This is a genomic window from Sinomicrobium kalidii, assembly GCF_021183825.1.
Lineage (GTDB): Bacteria > Bacteroidota > Bacteroidia > Flavobacteriales > Flavobacteriaceae > Sinomicrobium > Sinomicrobium kalidii.
In genome coordinates, this window is sequence record NZ_CP089211.1 from 1,124,601 (window position 1) to 1,141,251 (window position 16,651).

Genomic DNA, 16,651 nt, shown 5'->3' on the forward strand with positions numbered 1-16,651 from the left:
TTCAGAAAAGGGAAAAGCGGCATACTAATTGAAAATAATATCGCTGTATCTGGCCCGCACCGTGATTTGCCTGTCGGAACCACTGTTTTGATGATAGCCTTTTATCTCGGTATTGCCTTTCTCTACTGTAGTCGATACTTTTAATCCCGGAGGGATTTTTATATTCGAATCCTCCCCGTTGAAAAACAGCCGGAACCCGGATTCGGGTAATACGATCATTGCATTGGTATTGTCCAGCACCAGGTCCAGCCTGTTAAAGTTCCTGCCAATGTTCTTCACCTCCAGACTACCGAAACTCCCCTGGATATGTCCGCTGTGCAACAGGTTTTCTACGGTAACATCCGAGGAATTGGATATAAGTTCCAGGCTGCTTACGTTTTCCAGGTCAACTTCCTTTACGTAGTTAACCTTGAGTTTACCCCCGTTCCAGTTGTGTACCAGAACGGGAGCATATGATGTTTCGATGGAGGTCTCTTTTCCGTTAACCCGGTTGGCCCTGAGGCTGGCATGTGACAGGGTGGCCCGTATGTTTTCCGAGTTTTCGGCCAGTTTTACTTCGCCGTGGCGCACATTCATTTTCAGCTTTGCCCCCTTTGGCATTTTGATCAGGATACGTTTCTTTACATTCACTTCCTTCTCTTTTCCGTCACTGTAGAAATAAAATATGGAGGGTGCCTGATCTCCTGCCTCTTCCCGGACCTTAATGGCCTGTTTCCTTGCCTTTTCGGCAGCCTGCCGGGCTTTTTCCGCATGCTCCTTTATTTTTTCCCGGTCTATTTTTATCTTCTTCGCATTTTCCTCTACCTCTTCCCGGTGTGCTTCCATCTTCTTCTTCCAGGATTCCATCTGTTTTTTAAATTTTTCGTCAAAAGTCTCTTCCCACTTCTTTTTCCATTCTTCCATGTACTTGTCTCCTTCCTTTTTATAGGCCTCATAGTCAAAAGAGAGATTGGTCATATCCAGTACTTGCGGAGGCATCGGGGGTACGGGAGGAACAGGTATATCCGCAAAGTCGGGAATATCCGGCATCTCCGGAATTTCGGGCATATCGGGCAGCACAAAGTTAAAGTTCATCCCGTCTGCATCGGCTATCCATATATTGCCGGGGCGGGTAGCGACAGAAATCCTCTTTTTATCCCCCGTAGCCTTAAATTCCCAGCTTTCCAAATATTTTTCGGCTTCTTCACGGCTTATACCTCCCACTTCAATAGTGGCCAGCACTTCTACCGTGTTTCTATCCCAGGTTTCAAACTCCACATCGGTATGACTGGTGTTTACTTCGATAGTAACATCCGGGTTAACCTCGAAACTTTCCCGAAAAGTCTCGGTTTCTTTCTGTGCCTGCACATGTACGGTAAAAAGCCATACGAACAACAGGCTAAACCTGTAAATCAGATCTTTCTTCATCTTTTTTGTTTTTGAGTTCCTGTAATTTTTCTTTTAAACGATAGAGCAGCTGCAACCGCATTTTCAAGTTATCGATCAGGGCGGTTACCGTCTGTTCGTTGGGCCCCACGTTGTTCAGCTCCCGGTTGAGCGCCTGATATTCTTCATTGAGTTCGGCCAGCCTGTCCATATACCCTTTGAAAAGCCTTTTGTCCTTTTCATCCACCTCAATACGCGACAACTCCCAGTTTATGGCTGTCATGTAATAATCTTCCACCTTTTTCAGATCGGGGGAAAGGTCGCCCAGGGAAATCCGGCCGGCCGGTTCGTCCGGATTCCCGGTATCGGTAATCACGGGGTTATCTGTTCGGGGAGTTCCGGTTTCGCGTATGGCGTAAAACGCAACGCCGATCCCTATAAGTAGCAAAACGGAAGCTGCAATTTTCCGGGCCTGCGAAAAATATCTTCTTTTAATTTTCTTTTCCGGCAAGTCATGCTTCAATCTTGATAAAAACCGTTCTTCATGCCCTTCCGGCATTTTACCGGAGGATTCGTATGCCTTTTTCAACATTTTCCTTAGGTCTTTCATAAGCCTGTATCCTGTTTATACTATTGTCCGGCAGCTAAAATCCGGCAATTTTATTTTTATACCTGTTTGTACTCCTCCAGCATTTCCCGCAGCTTCTTTTTGGCACGGAAGAGTAATGTTCTTGAATTCACTTCGGTAATCCCCAGTATTTCGGATATTTCCTCGTGGTCGTATCCTTCCACCAGGAACAACATTACTACATGCCTGCTGCTTTCGGGCAACCGTTCCATGGCACGGATCACTGTTTGCTGTGTAACGCTGTCTTCCACCAGCCACTCCGACGGTCCTTCTTCCGCTACTTCATGCAATACGTCTTCTACAGACAGCCACCGCTCTTTTTTACGTTTTATGTTGTCCAGACAGTGATTGATCACAATGCGTTTTAACCATGCCCCGAAAGTCACTTCCCTCTTGTACTGGTCCAGTTTCTGAAAAGCCTTTATAAAAGCTTCCTGCACGGCATCTTCGGCGTCTTCCCGGTTGTCCAGGTAACGTTTGGCCACACAGAACATGGCATCACAATATTGCCTGTACAGCTTTAATTGTGCCTTGTGGTCGTTATTTTTACACTTTTCGATGAGATCTGTCTGAAACATTCCGGCCGGTCTGTTGAACTTTTATTTTTTACTTCATATTAAATCCGCATGGCTTTCATCTTTATAGACGATATAAAAAACCCGGTGTTGCAATTTTTAGCAAATTTTATAACTTTGTCCTCAACAAGATACGCAAAAAATCGCATCACCCTAAATCAAAAATCATCATAAACAAAAGAAATACAACGGATTACACACAAAAATGATCTTTTGTAAATCTTTTAATCCTCTTCTTATAAAAAATTTAACAATAGGGATTTGGATTTTATAGACGACCGGTCATATATTTGTCCCGTCAAATTAAGGAGACCTTGTCAGAAACCGTCAGACATAAAGAAAAAACCGCATTCCTTCTGGAAAAAGGCCTGGAATTGCTTTGGTTTAAAGGGTATAACGGTACCAGTGTCAACGATATTGTCAAGGTGGCCGATGTACCTAAAGGTTCTTTTTATTTTTATTTTGACTCCAAGGAAGACTTTGCCGTAAAAGCGCTCGACAGGTATTTTACGCTGAAAAGGGAAGCTACGGCAGAAATGCTGGAGGATGAATCCATTCCGCCTTCACAACGGCTCTACAATTATTACGACAAGCGCGTTACGATAATGAAAGAGCAACTGAAATGTACCCTGGGCTGTATGGCGTGTAATATCGGCAACGAAATGGCCGAACACAGTGAGAGAATACGCCTTACCGTGGTGAACCATGAAGAAAGGATAAGGCGGCAGATCATTGATGTGGTAATAGCCGCCCAAATGAACGAAGAAATAGACCATACCGTCAACCCGGATAAAATAGTTGCATTTATCGAAGATGCTTACAAAGGGATGCTCATCTCCATGAAATCAAGCCAGAGTGCCGAACCTTTGGACAATTTTTTATTTTTTCTAAAGACCCTCATACTGAAATAATTTTTTTTCGTCAATTATAGACGACCGGTCAACTTAACACAAACACCAAACTAAAATCCAGAAACGCTATGAAACATTCCGCACCACACATTCTCAAGACTTTGTAAAAGTACCCCGGGGTATTTCCCGGGTAAATCCATTCACTAAACATTATTCGTAAGATCAAACAGATGACACGGGGAAGGAATCCCGATTTTCGTGTATCGGGTATTTTCTTTTCCAAAAACTAAACGCTATGAAAAAACACAACATCCAAAGCATAGGGATAGTACTATCCATGTCCCTGCTGATCACCTCGGCTATAGTATCCTGCAGCAATAGCACTGCCGCGGAACAGGGGCCTCAGGCTCTGGCCACCCCGTACATAATCCCGTCTACGGAAAAAATCACCGACTGGAGCGAATATATCGGTCGCTTCGAGGCGTCAGAACGTGTAGAGATCCGTTCACGGGTCGACGGCTATATCCAATCGGTTAATTTCCGCGACGGGGATGTCGTAAAAAAGGGACAGACCCTGTTTGTCATAGACCAGCGTCCTTTTTATACGGCCCTGAAACAGGCGGAAGCCGATAAATTACAGGCCGAGGCCGATCTCCTTCGTACTCAAAGTGATTATGACCGTATTGCATCTGTCCAGGATTCAAGGGCAGTATCGGCTGAAGAAGTAGAACAGCGCAAACAAATCGCTAAATCTGCTGAGGCCAGGCTTATGGCTGCCAATGCCAGGCTGGAGGAAGCACGCCTCAACCTCGGCTATACCGAGATCAAGGCGCCCATCACAGGGAAAATCAGTGAAGATTTTGTAAACCGGGGAAACTATATTACCGGCGGTGCGGCGAATGCCACACTACTGACCACGGTCCTCGCTGTAGATCCCATTCATTTTTATTTTGAAGGTAATGAAGATGATTTTGCACGCTTTCATTCTTCCCGGGGAGCGAACGGAGAAAGAACGAAAACTCACAAACCGGTAGTTGTTAAACTTTCTTCCGAAGACAGTTATTCTCGCGAAGGATATATGGATTTCGTAGACAATGAAATTCAGCGAAATACCGGAACCATACGGGGCAGGGCCGTATTTAAAAATCCCGACATGCAACTTGAGGCAGGGATGTTCGGACGGTTGCGGTTGCTGGAAAAAAACAGGACCGATGCCATTCTCATCCCGGAAAAAGCTATAAGCAGCAGTCAGTCGCAAAAGATTGTATATACGATAGGACCCGACAGCACCGTACAGGTAAAACCGGTAAAACTGGGGAAACTGTACCGCGAAAAATACAGGATCATTACCGGCGGACTCACAACAGAAGATCGTATAATCACAGGCAATCTTCTTAAAGTACGACCGGGAATGAAAGTCCGGCCCCAACAGCAGTCTTTTGCAGTAAAGCAACAGGATAGCATTTCTGTCGCCTCACGTTAGGCTAAACTCACATATCAATTTTCAGTCGCCCTCCCGGTACCGAAATTCCCGGGAGAACGACATTATTATCTGATTTTGAACTGTCCAATAAACGGAAAGGCTGTTCAACGGCCTTTCCATATCTAAAAAGCAACGCGTATATGAAATTCAGTCACACCTTTATAAAAAGGCCGATCCTATCCATTGTCATCTCCATATTACTGATGATTGTAGGGGGGCTGGCCTATTTTTCACTTCCCATATCGCAATACCCGGAAGTAGCCCCTCCCACGGTAGTGGTACGGGCCACTTACCCGGGAGCGAGTGCGGAAACCATTTCCAAAACCGTAGCCACACCCCTGGAACAGGAAATCAACGGGGTGGAAGGCATGATATATATGCTTTCCCAGGCCACCAATGACGGTTCCCTGGAGATTACCGTGACCTTTAAACAGGGCGTAGATGTAGACAATGCCCAGGTTCTTGTACAAAACCGGGTGGCCATAGCCGAACCGCGCCTTCCCGAACAGGTAAGACGATTGGGAATTACCACCGTAAAAAGTTCCCCGGACCTCATGATGGTGATCCACATGATATCACCGGACAACTCCTATGACCAGACCTATCTGGCCAACTACGCCAACTTTCAGATCATAGACCGGTTGTCGCGTATAGACGGAATAGGTGCCGTAAGGATGTTCGGGGGCGACCAGTATTCCATGCGTATATGGCTCAATCCAGACCTGATCGCCACCATGGACATGACACCCAATGAAATACTCACTGCCCTGCGTTCCCAGAACGTACAGATTGCAGGAGGAACACTGAATCAGCAGCCACTCACCGATCAAAATGCCTTTGAGATCAATGTACAGACCCAGGGAAGGCTCAACACCATCGAAGAATTTGAGAATATCATTGTTCGGAACGGTGAACAGGGCGAACTGGTACGTGTCAAGGATATAGGACGAGTAGAACTCGGGGCCGCCAGTTATGCCACCAAGGGATACCTGAGTGAATACCCGGCCGTGGCCCTTCCCGTTTTTCAGCGACCGGGAACCAATGCCCTGGAAACCGCAGATGCCATAAAAGCCACCATGAAAGAGGCCGCCAAGGACTTTCCGGAAGGCATAGAATACCGGATAGCCTACAACCCTACCGAATTTATTGAACAATCCATAGATGAAGTGGGGCATACCATTTACGAAGCCGTGATTCTGGTAGTCCTGGTTATCATCCTGTTCCTGCAAACCTGGCGGGCTGCGATTATTCCCATTCTGGCCATCCCGGTATCGCTCATCGGTACCTTTGCCGTAATGCAGGCCCTGGGTTATTCACTGAACTACCTGACCCTTTTCGGACTGGTACTGGCTATCGGTATCGTGGTGGATGATGCTATTGTCGTGGTGGAAAACATGGAACGGAACCTTCGGGAAGGCCTGGGCGTCAAAAAAGCAGCCAGAAAAACCATGGACGAAGTAGGAGGAGCGCTTATAGCTATGGGGCTGGTCCTCGTAGCCGTATTCCTGCCTACCGCATTCCTGGAAGGGATCAGCGGACAGTTTTACAGCCAGTTCGGGGTAACCATTGCCGTAGCAACCATGATCTCCGTTTTTGTTTCCCTCAGCCTTAGTCCGGCAATCGCCGCGATCGTGATGAAAAAACACAAAGATGAACACCAGTCACCCGCGACTACGGCAAAATTCGGGTTCATACCCAGATTCTTTTCCGGATTCAACCGGGTTATGGACAGGGTATCTGACGGATACGGGAAAATAACCGACAGATTTATCCGGATAAGGGGATGGGTACTCCTGATATATGCAGGGCTTATCCTCCTTACCGTATTTACTTTTTTAAAAGTCCCCACCGGGTTTATCCCGCAACAGGACCAGGGGTATTTTATCTCGGTAATCCAACTCCCCCCGGGAGCCTCCCTGGAAAGGACTGACAAGGTGGTGAAAAAAGCGATTGACAGTGTCTTGAAAATTGACGGGATCAAGGATGCAGTGGCCTTTACGGGTTTCGATGCCGCCACCTTTACCAATTCGTCCAATGCCGGCGTGATATTTCCCGTACTGGAAGATTTTGAGACCAGGAAAGAAAAAGGGATTTCCTACGCAGATATTCAGGTCAGGCTGAACGAAAGCCTCGGAATTTTTCAGGATGCATTCGTCGTGGTTATTCCTCCGCCGCCCGTAAGGGGAATAGGAAATGCAGGAGGTTTTAAAATGATGCTCCAGGACAGAGGGGGACTGGGCAACGAACAATTACTGCAATCCGGGTACCAACTTATGGCCGCGGCCAACCAGGACCCTGTACTCAGCGATGTATTCACATTTTTCAATACCGGTTCGCCACAGTTGTTTTTTGACCTGGATAAAGAGCGGGCCCAAAAACTGGGAATTCCCATCGAAGAAATATCAAGTGCCATAGAAATATACCTGGGATCGGCCTTTGTCAATGATTTTAACCTGCTCGGAAAAACCTTCCGGGTAACGGCCCAGGCCGACGGACAATACAGATACGGTCCCGATGACCTTACCCGTATCCGGGTAAGAAACAAGGACGGCAAGATGGTACCTCTTGGCACCATTGGCGAACTCGAAAATATTTCCGGACCTGCACGGGTACCCCGGTACAACCTCTACCCTGCCCTGGCATTGACCGGAAATGCCACTCCGGGCCACAGTTCCGGAGAAGCCCTCGAAGCCATGGAAAGACTTGCCGCAGAAGTACTGCCCGAAGGTATCGATTACGAGTGGACCGAGATCGCCTATCAACAAAAGGAATCGGGAAACACGGCGATCATTGCTTTTTTACTGGCCGTACTGTTCGTCTTTTTATTGCTGGCCGCCCAATATGAAAGTTGGGTACTCCCGCTTGCCGTGATCCTTATCGTCCCCATGTGTTTGCTCTCTGCTATGTTCGGGGTAGGCATCGTGGGAATGGACAACAATATCCTTACCCAGATCGGGCTGGTGGTATTGGTAGGGCTGGCCAGTAAGAATGCCATCCTTATTGTAGAGTTTGCCAAGCAACTGGAAGATCGTGGTTACAGCCTCGAAGAAGCAGCCAGGGAAGCGGCCAGGTTACGGCTTCGCCCCATACTGATGACGGCATTTGCCTTTATTCTCGGGGTAGTTCCGCTGGTACTGGCATCCGGTGCCGGTGCCGAAATGAGGAGATCGCTGGGTACGGCAGTGTTCAGCGGTATGCTGGGTGTTACTTTCTTCGGGCTTCTCTTCACCCCGGTGTTCTATGTCATATGTAGAAGACTGGCCATTAAAAAAACAAAATCTATCGACGTAAAAGCATAACATGAAGATGACCAATTTTTTGAGAATCGCAAATATCGTCCTGGCGGGGTGGTTCGCCCTGCCCGCACAGGCCCAGGACCCCGTAACCGGCTGGAAATGGCAGGAACCGCCACAGGAAAGTGTAGCACTGTATATAGGTAATGATACCATCACGGAAAATACCGATCCCATAACCGATGTCGAGCCCTGGTGGGAAGCGTTCGGTTATACCACGCTGGACAGCCTCGTGCAAAAGGCCATCCTCAATAATGTGGACCTTAAAATAGCCAGGGCCCGGGTAGAACAGGCCAGGGCTGATAAACAGATCGCACTCGCAGAATTGTTTCCCGCCATCCGTTTTGAACCTTCTTTTGTAAGACAGGAATTTTCGGCAAACCGCCCCAATCCGTTCGGAGGGCAATTAGGCAGGGCCACACTCAATACCTACGAACTGCCCCTCACCCTGTCTTACGAACTGGATGTTTTCGGTAAAAACATCAACAATGTGCAAGCCAGCTCCCTGAGATCAAAGGCAAGCGAGGAAGAACGGAAAAATACCCTGCTTGCCGTTACTGCGGAAGTAGCCCGGAACTATTTCCTGCTCTTGCAACTCGACGCGGAAAATGATCTTCTCGTTCACACGGAAAAGACCCGGCAGGATAACCTGGAGATCACTTCCACCCGTTATGAAGCAGGACTGGTGAGCCAGATCGATGTGTTAAGGGCCAAAACAGAGCTTTCTTCTGTCCAAGTACAGTTAAAGAACAACAGGCAGCTCAGGGCAGAAATAGAACTGATACTGGCCACCCTGGCCGGAGAAGATGCAAGTACTTTTCAAATTCCGCACAGCAAGGTCAGGTACCTGCCGCCTTCTGTGGCATTTGTAGACAAGGACTCGCTTTCCGGCTCCAGGCCTGACCTGAAAGCGGCTAAACTTTTAATGGAAGCTTCAGACAAAAGAGTAAGCAGTCAGTGGAAAGAACTCCTGCCCTCTTTTCGCCTTAACGGTTCCTATGGTTACCTGTCCGGTAATGCCGATAACCTGATCGAGGATAACGGCAGAACATGGATTGCCGGTATATCCGCCTCCCTGCCCATTTTCGAAGGTGGAAGAAAACGCTCGGAAATAAAGCTGAAACGCAGTGAATTACAGGAAGCCCGGGAAAACTATAATAAACTGACCCTGGAATCCTACCGGCAGGTAGAAAATGCCTATGCACAGTTACAGTGGGCACACCGGCAACTCCTGGCCCAACAGGAATTTGTTGCTGCGGCCAGGGATGCTGCCAACCTCACCAACGAACGCTATCGCAAAGGACTGGTAAATTATATTGACGTGGTAGATGCCGAACGGCAGGTACTGGAAGCCGAACGCCTTAGTGTCCAGCTTTTTGCACGGGAACTGACCGGCCGCGTCACACTTATACAGGCCCTGGGCTTATTCCCGGAGCACCTGGAATAGGACGGGCATTCTCCTGTATTTTACCAAACCATTATATATTCGTTTTATTTACAACACAAAACCCCGTAAATGCGGGGTTTTTGTATTTTAGCCCCGCGATAACGAATGTATTGAGGTTTCCCTACCGGAGAACCCAACCCCCATAAAAAGTATTTTCAGTGAAACACTTGATCAAGAACGACCATATTTGCCTGAGCACTTTCAACTATGGCGCCACCATTCAACAGCTGATCGTAAGAGATAAAAATGACAATGATGTCAATGTCGTCCTCGGTTTTGAAAAAGAGGAAGACTATTATAACAATCCCTTTTATATCGGGGCTTCCATTGGCCGCTATGCCGGCCGGATAAGCAAAGGAGGGTTTTCACTGAACGGAGATCATTACGAACTTCATCAGGAAAATGGCGTACACCTGCACGGCGGTAAAAACGGGCTGAACAAGAAGCAGTGGCAACCGGAACACATAGTACAGGATACGGACACTCCTTCCATCACCTATACGGTGACCAGTCCGCATCTCGAAGAAGGCTATCCGGGAAACCTGAAAGTGAGTGTTACCTACAAATTGATCGGCAACAGCCTTAAAATCGTTTATGAGGCGACGACAGACAGAACCACGGTGCTCAACCTCACCAATCATGCTTATTTTAACCTGGAAGGACGAAATTCCGTTTTGGATCACGAGTTAAAACTCAACAGCGAAACCTTTGTTGAACTCGACCGGAAACTGTTACCTACGGGAAATTTTTCACCTGTTAAGGGTACTGCATATGATTTCCTGTCCCCTGAAATCATCGGTACCAAACCCGGATTCTCCGGAATAGATGATGTTTTTGTCCTGAACGGAAAAGGGCCGGCAGCCATATTATACGCTCCGCAAACGGGCATAGAAATGAAGGTCATCACCAACCAGCAGGCCATGGTAATATTTACTCCCGAAGACCTGAGGATCAATAATTTTGTAAACGGTGCGGAATACGAAAACTTTTCGTCCATATGTTTCGAGGCACAAACCTTCCCCGACGCGCCAAATCAGCCGGACTTTCCTTCCGCAGTGCTCCGTCCCGGCGAAGTGTACCGGAACGAAACCGTGCTGGAATTCGGATTGAGGTAACCCGGTGTTTGGTTGAACGGCAAACAGGTACAGGGCATTAAAGTACAATCGCTTACTGCATCTCCGGACACGCCAAAAGAAATTGTATTTTTGTTCATAAGAAAAGTTTTCCTTTTTGAGCGCAAAACAAAAACCGATACCGGAAAAACAAAATACTCCCGACAAAAGTTCCGGGAGAAAATCCGTTACGCCCAATGTGCAAAAAATAAAGAGGGAACAACCTTCTCCCGAAGAACTGGCCGAAAAGATCATTTCCGGTGATGTCGTGGCCCTGAGCCGCGCCATTACCCTGGTGGAAAGTACGCAGCCCAGACATGCCGAAAATGCACAATCGGTCATCGAAAAATGCCTCCCGCATGCCAACCGGTCCGTACGTATCGGTATTACAGGAGTCCCCGGAGTAGGCAAAAGCACATTTATAGAAACCTTCGGAAAACACCTTACGGCTCTCGGCAAAAAAGTGGCAGTACTGGCCGTAGACCCGAGCAGCTCCGTAAGCAGGGGAAGTATCCTGGGCGACAAAACACGCATGGAAGAGCTCGTAAAAGATGAAAACGCATTTATCCGCCCCTCCCCTTCCGGAAATTCTCCCGGCGGAGTAGCGCGGAAAACCCGTGAGACCATCCTGCTTTGTGAAGCCTGTGGTTTCGATATCATTATTATGGAAACGGTAGGTGTAGGCCAGGGGGAAATTGCTGTTCACGGTATGGTAGACTTTTTCCTCCTGCTGAAACTGGCCGGTGCAGGCGACGAACTCCAGGGTATTAAACGCGGAATTATGGAAATGGCCGACGCCATTGTCATCAACAAGGCCGACGGCGACAACGAAAAGGCAGCCCGGAAGGCCAGGGCCGAATTTGCAAGGGCACTTCACCTGTATCCGCCGAAAGAAAACAACTGGACGCCCCGGGTACTCACGGCTTCTGCCACAGAGAACAAGGGGATCACGGAAATCCGCGAATTGATCGAAAAATATGTGGCCCGAAATCAAGAAAGCGGTTATTTCAGTTACAAACGGTCGGAACAGAACAAATACTGGCTGCTTCAGACTATAGAAGACCGGCTGAAAACAAGCTTTTATCAGGATGAAAGAATAAAAAAACAATTGGGCAGAGAGCTTTCCGCCCTCGAAAACAATGAAACCACACCTTTCGCCGCTGCGCGAAAACTGCTGGAATTATGGCACAGATAATACCTTTCCTGTTCCCCTTTTACATGCAGTTTTGATCCATCTCCTGATATTTCAGAAGGAAATCACATATTTTTTTCACATCTTTGCGTGTTAAAAGCGCCCAGAATGACCCCACATCAGGGCTTCTGCCATTATTTAAACGGAAGATGAATTACGAGTTTACCATTATTGTTCCGATCTACAACGAGGAAGACAACCTTGAACGTTTAGAAAAAGAGCTCTCCGGGTATATTTCCAAAACTGCAACAAAGACCAAAGTCCTTTTGATAAACGACGGTTCCGACGACAGAAGCCAGGAACTCATCGAAATCATTTGCCGGCGGAATGCGGCCTTTCATTTTCTGGAATTTGCGGAAAACAGAGGCCTGAGTGCCGCAATAAAAGCCGGGTTTGACCATGTAGACACCCCGTTACTGGGCTATATGGACTCGGACATGCAGACCGCCCCGGAGGATTTTGACCTCTTGCTCGAACATATCGGTGAATACGACCTCGTAACCGGGGTAAGGGCAGACCGGAAGGATTCTTTTGTGAAAAACATGTCTTCCACAATCGCCAATAAGATAAGAAGGGCTTTTACCCATGACGGCATGGACGATACCGGATGTCCCCTCAAAGTCATCAAAACGGAATATGCCAGGCGGATTCCCATGTTCAAGGGGTTGCACCGCTTTTTGCCCGCCATGATACTGTTGCAAAACGGCAGGATCATCCAGATTCCCGTACGGCATTTTCCGAGAACCGCAGGCCAGGCCAAGTTCGGGCTGTGGAACAGGTTGCTGGGACCGCTTACAGACTGTTTCGCTTACCTGTGGATGAAAAAAAAGTATATCAACTACACCATAGCCAAGAAAGGATAAATGCAAAACTGGATCATCTACGCTATTGGATTTCTCGCGCAAATCCTGTTCTCCAGCAGGCTACTGTTACAGTGGATCCTTTCGGAAAAAAGCAAAACGGTACTTACGCCCCGCCTGTTCTGGCAACTCAGCCTGCTGGCTTCATTCCTCCTGTTTATTTACGGGTATCTCAGGCATGACTTTGCCATTATGCTGGGACAGACACTGACGTATTTTATCTATATCCGGAATATACAGATACAGGGAGCATGGCATAAATTTCCAAAGGCTTTCCGTACTTTTTTATGGCTCTTTCCGTTTTTAATTGTGATCTATTATTACAACAACAATAAACTGGATATTCAAAATCTGCTTCAGAATGAAAATATTCCGTTATGGCTGTTGATCATGGGAAGTGTGGCACAGGTCATCTTTACCTTTCGCTTTATCTACCAGTGGATATATTCCGAAAGGAAAAAGGAGTCTTCCCTTCCGGCCGGATTCTGGATACTCAGCCTCATCGGGGCCATCCTTATCCTCGCCTATGCCATTCTCCGGAAAGACCCGGTGCTGATGACAGGCCATCTTTTCGGCAGTATTATTTACATTAGAAACCTGATGATATTAAACAAGCAACATGGTTAAAACTCTGGAACGCTACCCGGTTATTACGCTTTTGCTGGTTTGCCTCGTTATCTTTTTCTGCAACCTCGACGAACTTTATATAAATATCATGGAAGCCCGCAACTTTGTTACGGCAAGGGAAATGCTCTCTGCGAACAACTGGTTGCTCACTACGCTCAACGGGCTCCCCCGCTACGAAAAACCTCCCCTACCTACCTGGCTTACGGCACTTTCCGCAGCCGTTTTCGGGATGAAGAACCTGTTTGCCCTTCGCCTCCCGGCGGCACTGGCAGCCACACTCGGGGTATACATGATGTACAGATTGAATTTTAAAGTACATCAAAACAAAAGATTAAGCCTGTACACCGGGCTTATCCTTGCCACTTCGTTTTACGTTATCTTCTCCGGAAGGAACGGACAATGGGATATATTCACCCACGGGTTCATGATCACTTCCCTATATTTTCTCTACATGCTTTTTCAGGGAGAAAAACCGTGGAAAAATGCATTGCTCGCCGGTATTTTTGCCGGGGCTTCCTTTATGAGTAAAGGGCCGGTTTCATTGTACACCCTGTTTTTACCGTTTGTAATTGCTTATGGTATCGTCTATAAGTACCGTTATTTCCGTAAAAAAATGTTGCCACTTCTTGTGTTTATCATTACGATGGCCGTATCCGGTCTTTGGTGGTATATTTATGTAAGGGTTGCAGATCCGGAATGGTTTGTAGCCATTGCTTCCGAAGAGGCCGCCAACTGGGGGAGTTATAACATCAGACCATTTTACTATTACTGGAGTTTCTTTACGCAAAGCGGCATATGGACCATTCCGGCATTTGCGGGACTGTTATACCCCTATCTTAAAAACCGGGTAAGCGACAAAAAGGCCTACCTGTTTTCCTTCCTCTGGACCATGGGGGCTGTGATATTGCTCTCGGTAATTCCCGAAAAAAAATCGCGCTACCTGCTTCCGGTACTCTTCCCGCTGGCCATGAACACCGCTTTTTACATAGAATATCTTGTAAACAGGTTCGCCTCCCTAAAAAACAGGAAAGAGACCATTCCGGTCTATTTTAATTTCGGTTTAATAGCCTTTATAGGAGTGGCTTTCCCTATTGCCGGGTATATTTTCTTCGGAAAGGAGCTACAGGGGTATTGGATGCCGTTCGTACTGGCTTCGGTATTCCTGTGTGTCATTGGTATCTTTATGTTCCGGTACCTGCTAAAAAAGAACATTCATTATGTGTTTTTACTGACCGTCGGATTTATCATGAGCATTATCCTTTTCGGCTTTCCGCTGGCCAATACCTTCAGCAACGACAATCCCGGTTTTAATAACGTCAACAACCTGGCCCGAAAGACCGAAAAAGAAGGCATAAATGTCTATTCCTATGGCGAACAGGCCCCGGAAATGATCTGGGAATACGGAAAAACGGCCCCGAGGCTGGATGTCGGCACCCCGGCAAAAATCCCGTCTGAAAACAGCTTTGGGGTATTGGTGTCACTTCATGATGAAAAAGAATTTAAACGTATCTTTGCTCCGGATTTCAACATGCGTTTAGCAGATGTTTTTGATATCAACTATACGGCCGGCGAAGACGAAAGGAGTTATAAACAAAGATTGGTAAGCCGGTATTATATTCTAAATAAAAAGTAATGAAAAAATTGAGTAAAACAGAGGTTTTCGGTTACATGTTCCTCATCATCACCTTTGTGAACAGCCTGTATTTCGGATTCACCGATGCCGCACTTTTTAATGAGCATTACGCCCAGGAAGACGGACTGGTAGAAAATGAAACCGCACTTATGCTATTGGCGATCAGCCTGCTTTGCCTGTACCACCTGTTCAAACTCCGGAAATTCAAAAAACCGCTGTGGAAACTGGGAACTCTGGCCTTTGCCGTGCTTTTCTTTTTTGCAGCTGGCGAGGAAATATCCTGGGGACAACGCATCTTCGGAGTGGAATCGAGCGAATTCTTTATGGAAAACAATGCACAGGGAGAAACCAACCTGCACAACCTGGTGGTCGGGGACACCAAAATAAACAAACTCATTTTCAGTCAGTTGCTCATGATCACCATGGTGCTCTACCTGGTGGCCATTCCGCTGCTCTACCGGAAAGTCGGCTGGATCAGAAAACTGGCAGACATGTTTGCCGTACCGATCGTGGAATGGAGGCATACCATTGCTTTTATTGCCTGTACGGTATTGGTAAGCATTATTCCCGCCGACCGGAAATGGGAAGTTTACGAACTGGCTTTCGGGGTGATGTTCTTTCTGATCTTCCTGAGTCCGTTCAACAATCACATTTTTTCAGGGGAAAAGAAAAAAGAAGAGGATTAACGCAGGGGATTGGTGTTCTCCTTAAACAGCTTTCGGGAAACCAGGAGCAGTATCCGGAAAAACAACCATCCGCCAAGCAGCCCGAAGACGATCCCTGTAATAACATCCAACGGGAAATGGACACCCAGGTATATTCTGCTGTACGACACTATCAATGCCCATACCAGTAGAATTAAAGGTAAAAAGCGATAGTATTTCCTGAACAACAGGGAAAAAAGGGTGGCCACGGCAAAAGTACTGGCAGCATGTGCGGAGAAATACCCGAACTTCCCGCCGCATTTCACAATTCGCATTTTATCGATCAGTAACGGGTTATGACAAGGGCGAAGGCGTTCGAAACCGTATTTGAACGTATTGGCCAATTGATCTGTAAATGCTATCATCAGCGCAACTGTTGCCAAAATCAGTATCGTGGGCTTCCATCCGAATTTCCGTATGCACAGGTACAGCAAAACCAGGTACAGGGGGATGGATGCAAACTTATCGGTAACCACCAGCCAGAAACCGTCCCAGCTTTCCGTTCCGAGGGTATTGAGAAACAAAAAGAGTTCCTGATCGTATTCAATGATTTTGTCCAGCATATGTTTCGGTATTCAGGTATTCGCTGATCAGTTAACAGGACACACGTTATTGTTCCTCAAACCTGCTTATTTCCCGGTCATAGAAATCGTTGGCCTGTTGTATCAGGTTACCGGCTTCGGTTTCCAGTTCTTTTTCATCTGCAGGATCAAAGTCTTCCAGCCATTCCACTTCGTCATTGGCCAGGTTGATAATAAATCGGGGATAATCGGTATGCATTATAAAAATTGCATCCGGATAATCGGTATTATCCCCCAGTAAAAATTTCGGAAGTTCCATGTTTTATATTGTCAATTTGTTTTTCCTTTTACACCCAGCCT

The 16,651-nt window shown here is 47.0% G+C and carries 15 protein-coding genes; 10 read left to right on the plus strand and 5 right to left on the minus strand.

The window, feature by feature from the left end:
- Nucleotides 1–24 precede the first annotated feature (24 nt).
- The 3 genes from LS482_RS04515 to LS482_RS04525 are packed head-to-tail and all read right to left on the minus strand — an operon-like array spanning nt 25 to nt 2,571.
- Nucleotides 25–1,407 (minus strand): hypothetical protein, encoded by a 1,383-nt coding sequence (locus LS482_RS04515; protein WP_233030559.1) that lies wholly within the window; start codon nt 1,405–1,407, stop codon nt 25–27.
- A complete protein-coding gene (locus LS482_RS04520; protein WP_233030560.1) occupies nt 1,379–1,975 on the minus strand; it encodes a hypothetical protein in 597 nt (198 codons plus the stop codon). The genes LS482_RS04515 and LS482_RS04520 overlap by 29 nt, the downstream gene beginning before the upstream one ends.
- A gap of 56 nt (nt 1,976–2,031) precedes the next feature.
- The gene (locus LS482_RS04525; protein WP_233030561.1) at nt 2,032–2,571 is read right to left on the minus strand and encodes an RNA polymerase sigma factor; all 540 of its coding nucleotides are present in this window, start codon (nt 2,569–2,571) and stop codon (nt 2,032–2,034) included.
- A 311-nt stretch (nt 2,572–2,882) separates the two neighbouring features.
- On the opposite strand from LS482_RS04525, the gene LS482_RS04530 reads away from it, so the two are divergent.
- The 10 genes from LS482_RS04530 to LS482_RS04575 all read left to right on the plus strand — a co-directional run bounded on the left by LS482_RS04530 (nt 2,883) and on the right by LS482_RS04575 (nt 15,752).
- Nucleotides 2,883–3,479 carry a TetR/AcrR family transcriptional regulator gene (locus LS482_RS04530; RefSeq protein ID WP_233030562.1) on the plus strand — a complete coding sequence of 199 codons (597 nt, stop codon included), beginning with the start codon at nt 2,883–2,885 and terminating at the stop codon, nt 3,477–3,479.
- 235 nt (nt 3,480–3,714) lie between these two features.
- Complete coding sequence (locus tag LS482_RS04535; RefSeq protein WP_233030563.1) at nt 3,715–4,902, plus strand: efflux RND transporter periplasmic adaptor subunit; 1,188 nt, start codon at nt 3,715–3,717, stop codon at nt 4,900–4,902.
- A gap of 140 nt (nt 4,903–5,042) precedes the next feature.
- On the plus strand, nt 5,043–8,201 hold the full coding sequence (locus LS482_RS04540) for an efflux RND transporter permease subunit (protein ID WP_233030564.1): 3,159 nt from the start codon (nt 5,043–5,045) through the stop codon (nt 8,199–8,201).
- A 7-nt stretch (nt 8,202–8,208) separates the two neighbouring features.
- Nucleotides 8,209–9,642, plus strand: a complete 1,434-nt coding sequence (locus LS482_RS04545; protein ID WP_233030565.1) for an efflux transporter outer membrane subunit — start codon at nt 8,209–8,211, stop codon at nt 9,640–9,642.
- Between the two features lie 158 nt (nt 9,643–9,800).
- Nucleotides 9,801–10,757 (plus strand): aldose epimerase family protein, encoded by a 957-nt coding sequence (locus LS482_RS04550; protein WP_233030566.1) that lies wholly within the window; start codon nt 9,801–9,803, stop codon nt 10,755–10,757.
- Between the two features lie 115 nt (nt 10,758–10,872).
- The gene (gene meaB, locus LS482_RS04555) at nt 10,873–11,949 is read left to right on the plus strand and encodes a methylmalonyl Co-A mutase-associated GTPase MeaB (RefSeq protein WP_437441009.1); all 1,077 of its coding nucleotides are present in this window, start codon (nt 10,873–10,875) and stop codon (nt 11,947–11,949) included.
- 146 nt (nt 11,950–12,095) lie between these two features.
- Nucleotides 12,096–12,809 (plus strand): glycosyltransferase, encoded by a 714-nt coding sequence (locus tag LS482_RS04560; protein WP_233030567.1) that lies wholly within the window; start codon nt 12,096–12,098, stop codon nt 12,807–12,809.
- Entirely contained in the window at nt 12,810–13,433 is a 624-nt protein-coding gene (locus LS482_RS04565) for a lipid-A-disaccharide synthase N-terminal domain-containing protein (RefSeq protein ID WP_233030568.1), read from the plus strand. It abuts the gene before it with no gap.
- On the plus strand, nt 13,426–15,066 hold the full coding sequence (locus LS482_RS04570) for an ArnT family glycosyltransferase (protein ID WP_233030569.1): 1,641 nt from the start codon (nt 13,426–13,428) through the stop codon (nt 15,064–15,066). The genes LS482_RS04565 and LS482_RS04570 overlap by 8 nt, the downstream gene beginning before the upstream one ends.
- Nucleotides 15,066–15,752, plus strand: coding sequence for a hypothetical protein (locus LS482_RS04575; protein ID WP_233030570.1), 687 nt, complete (start codon nt 15,066–15,068; stop codon nt 15,750–15,752). Before LS482_RS04570 ends, LS482_RS04575 begins: the two co-directional genes overlap by 1 nt.
- On the opposite strand, the gene LS482_RS04580 is transcribed toward LS482_RS04575, so the two are convergent.
- Nucleotides 15,749–16,333 (minus strand): phosphatase PAP2 family protein, encoded by a 585-nt coding sequence (locus tag LS482_RS04580; protein WP_233030571.1) that lies wholly within the window; start codon nt 16,331–16,333, stop codon nt 15,749–15,751. The genes LS482_RS04575 and LS482_RS04580 overlap by 4 nt on opposite strands.
- A gap of 46 nt (nt 16,334–16,379) precedes the next feature.
- The gene (locus LS482_RS04585; protein ID WP_233030572.1) at nt 16,380–16,610 is read right to left on the minus strand and encodes a DUF8828 family protein; all 231 of its coding nucleotides are present in this window, start codon (nt 16,608–16,610) and stop codon (nt 16,380–16,382) included.
- Nucleotides 16,611–16,651 lie beyond the last annotated feature (41 nt).

Bases quoted from the DNA above. Each gene is read 5' to 3' on its own strand.
- LS482_RS04565 (WP_233030568.1), top strand. From the start codon at position 12,810: ATGCAAAACTGGATCATCTACGCTATTGGATTTCTCGCGCAAATCCTG.
- LS482_RS04540 (WP_233030564.1), top strand. From the start codon at position 5,043: ATGAAATTCAGTCACACCTTTATAAAAAGGCCGATCCTATCCATTGTC.
- LS482_RS04545 (WP_233030565.1), top strand. From the start codon at position 8,209: ATGACCAATTTTTTGAGAATCGCAAATATCGTCCTGGCGGGGTGGTTC.
- LS482_RS04560 (WP_233030567.1), top strand. From the start codon at position 12,096: ATGAATTACGAGTTTACCATTATTGTTCCGATCTACAACGAGGAAGAC.
- LS482_RS04575 (WP_233030570.1), top strand. From the start codon at position 15,066: ATGAAAAAATTGAGTAAAACAGAGGTTTTCGGTTACATGTTCCTCATC.
- LS482_RS04515 (WP_233030559.1), bottom strand. From the start codon at position 1,407: ATGAAGAAAGATCTGATTTACAGGTTTAGCCTGTTGTTCGTATGGCTT.
- LS482_RS04525 (WP_233030561.1), bottom strand. From the start codon at position 2,571: ATGTTTCAGACAGATCTCATCGAAAAGTGTAAAAATAACGACCACAAG.
- LS482_RS04580 (WP_233030571.1), bottom strand. From the start codon at position 16,333: ATGCTGGACAAAATCATTGAATACGATCAGGAACTCTTTTTGTTTCTC.
- LS482_RS04520 (WP_233030560.1), bottom strand. From the start codon at position 1,975: ATGAAAGACCTAAGGAAAATGTTGAAAAAGGCATACGAATCCTCCGGT.
- LS482_RS04585 (WP_233030572.1), bottom strand. From the start codon at position 16,610: ATGGAACTTCCGAAATTTTTACTGGGGGATAATACCGATTATCCGGAT.
- LS482_RS04570 (WP_233030569.1), top strand. From the start codon at position 13,426: ATGGTTAAAACTCTGGAACGCTACCCGGTTATTACGCTTTTGCTGGTT.
- LS482_RS04535 (WP_233030563.1), top strand. From the start codon at position 3,715: ATGAAAAAACACAACATCCAAAGCATAGGGATAGTACTATCCATGTCC.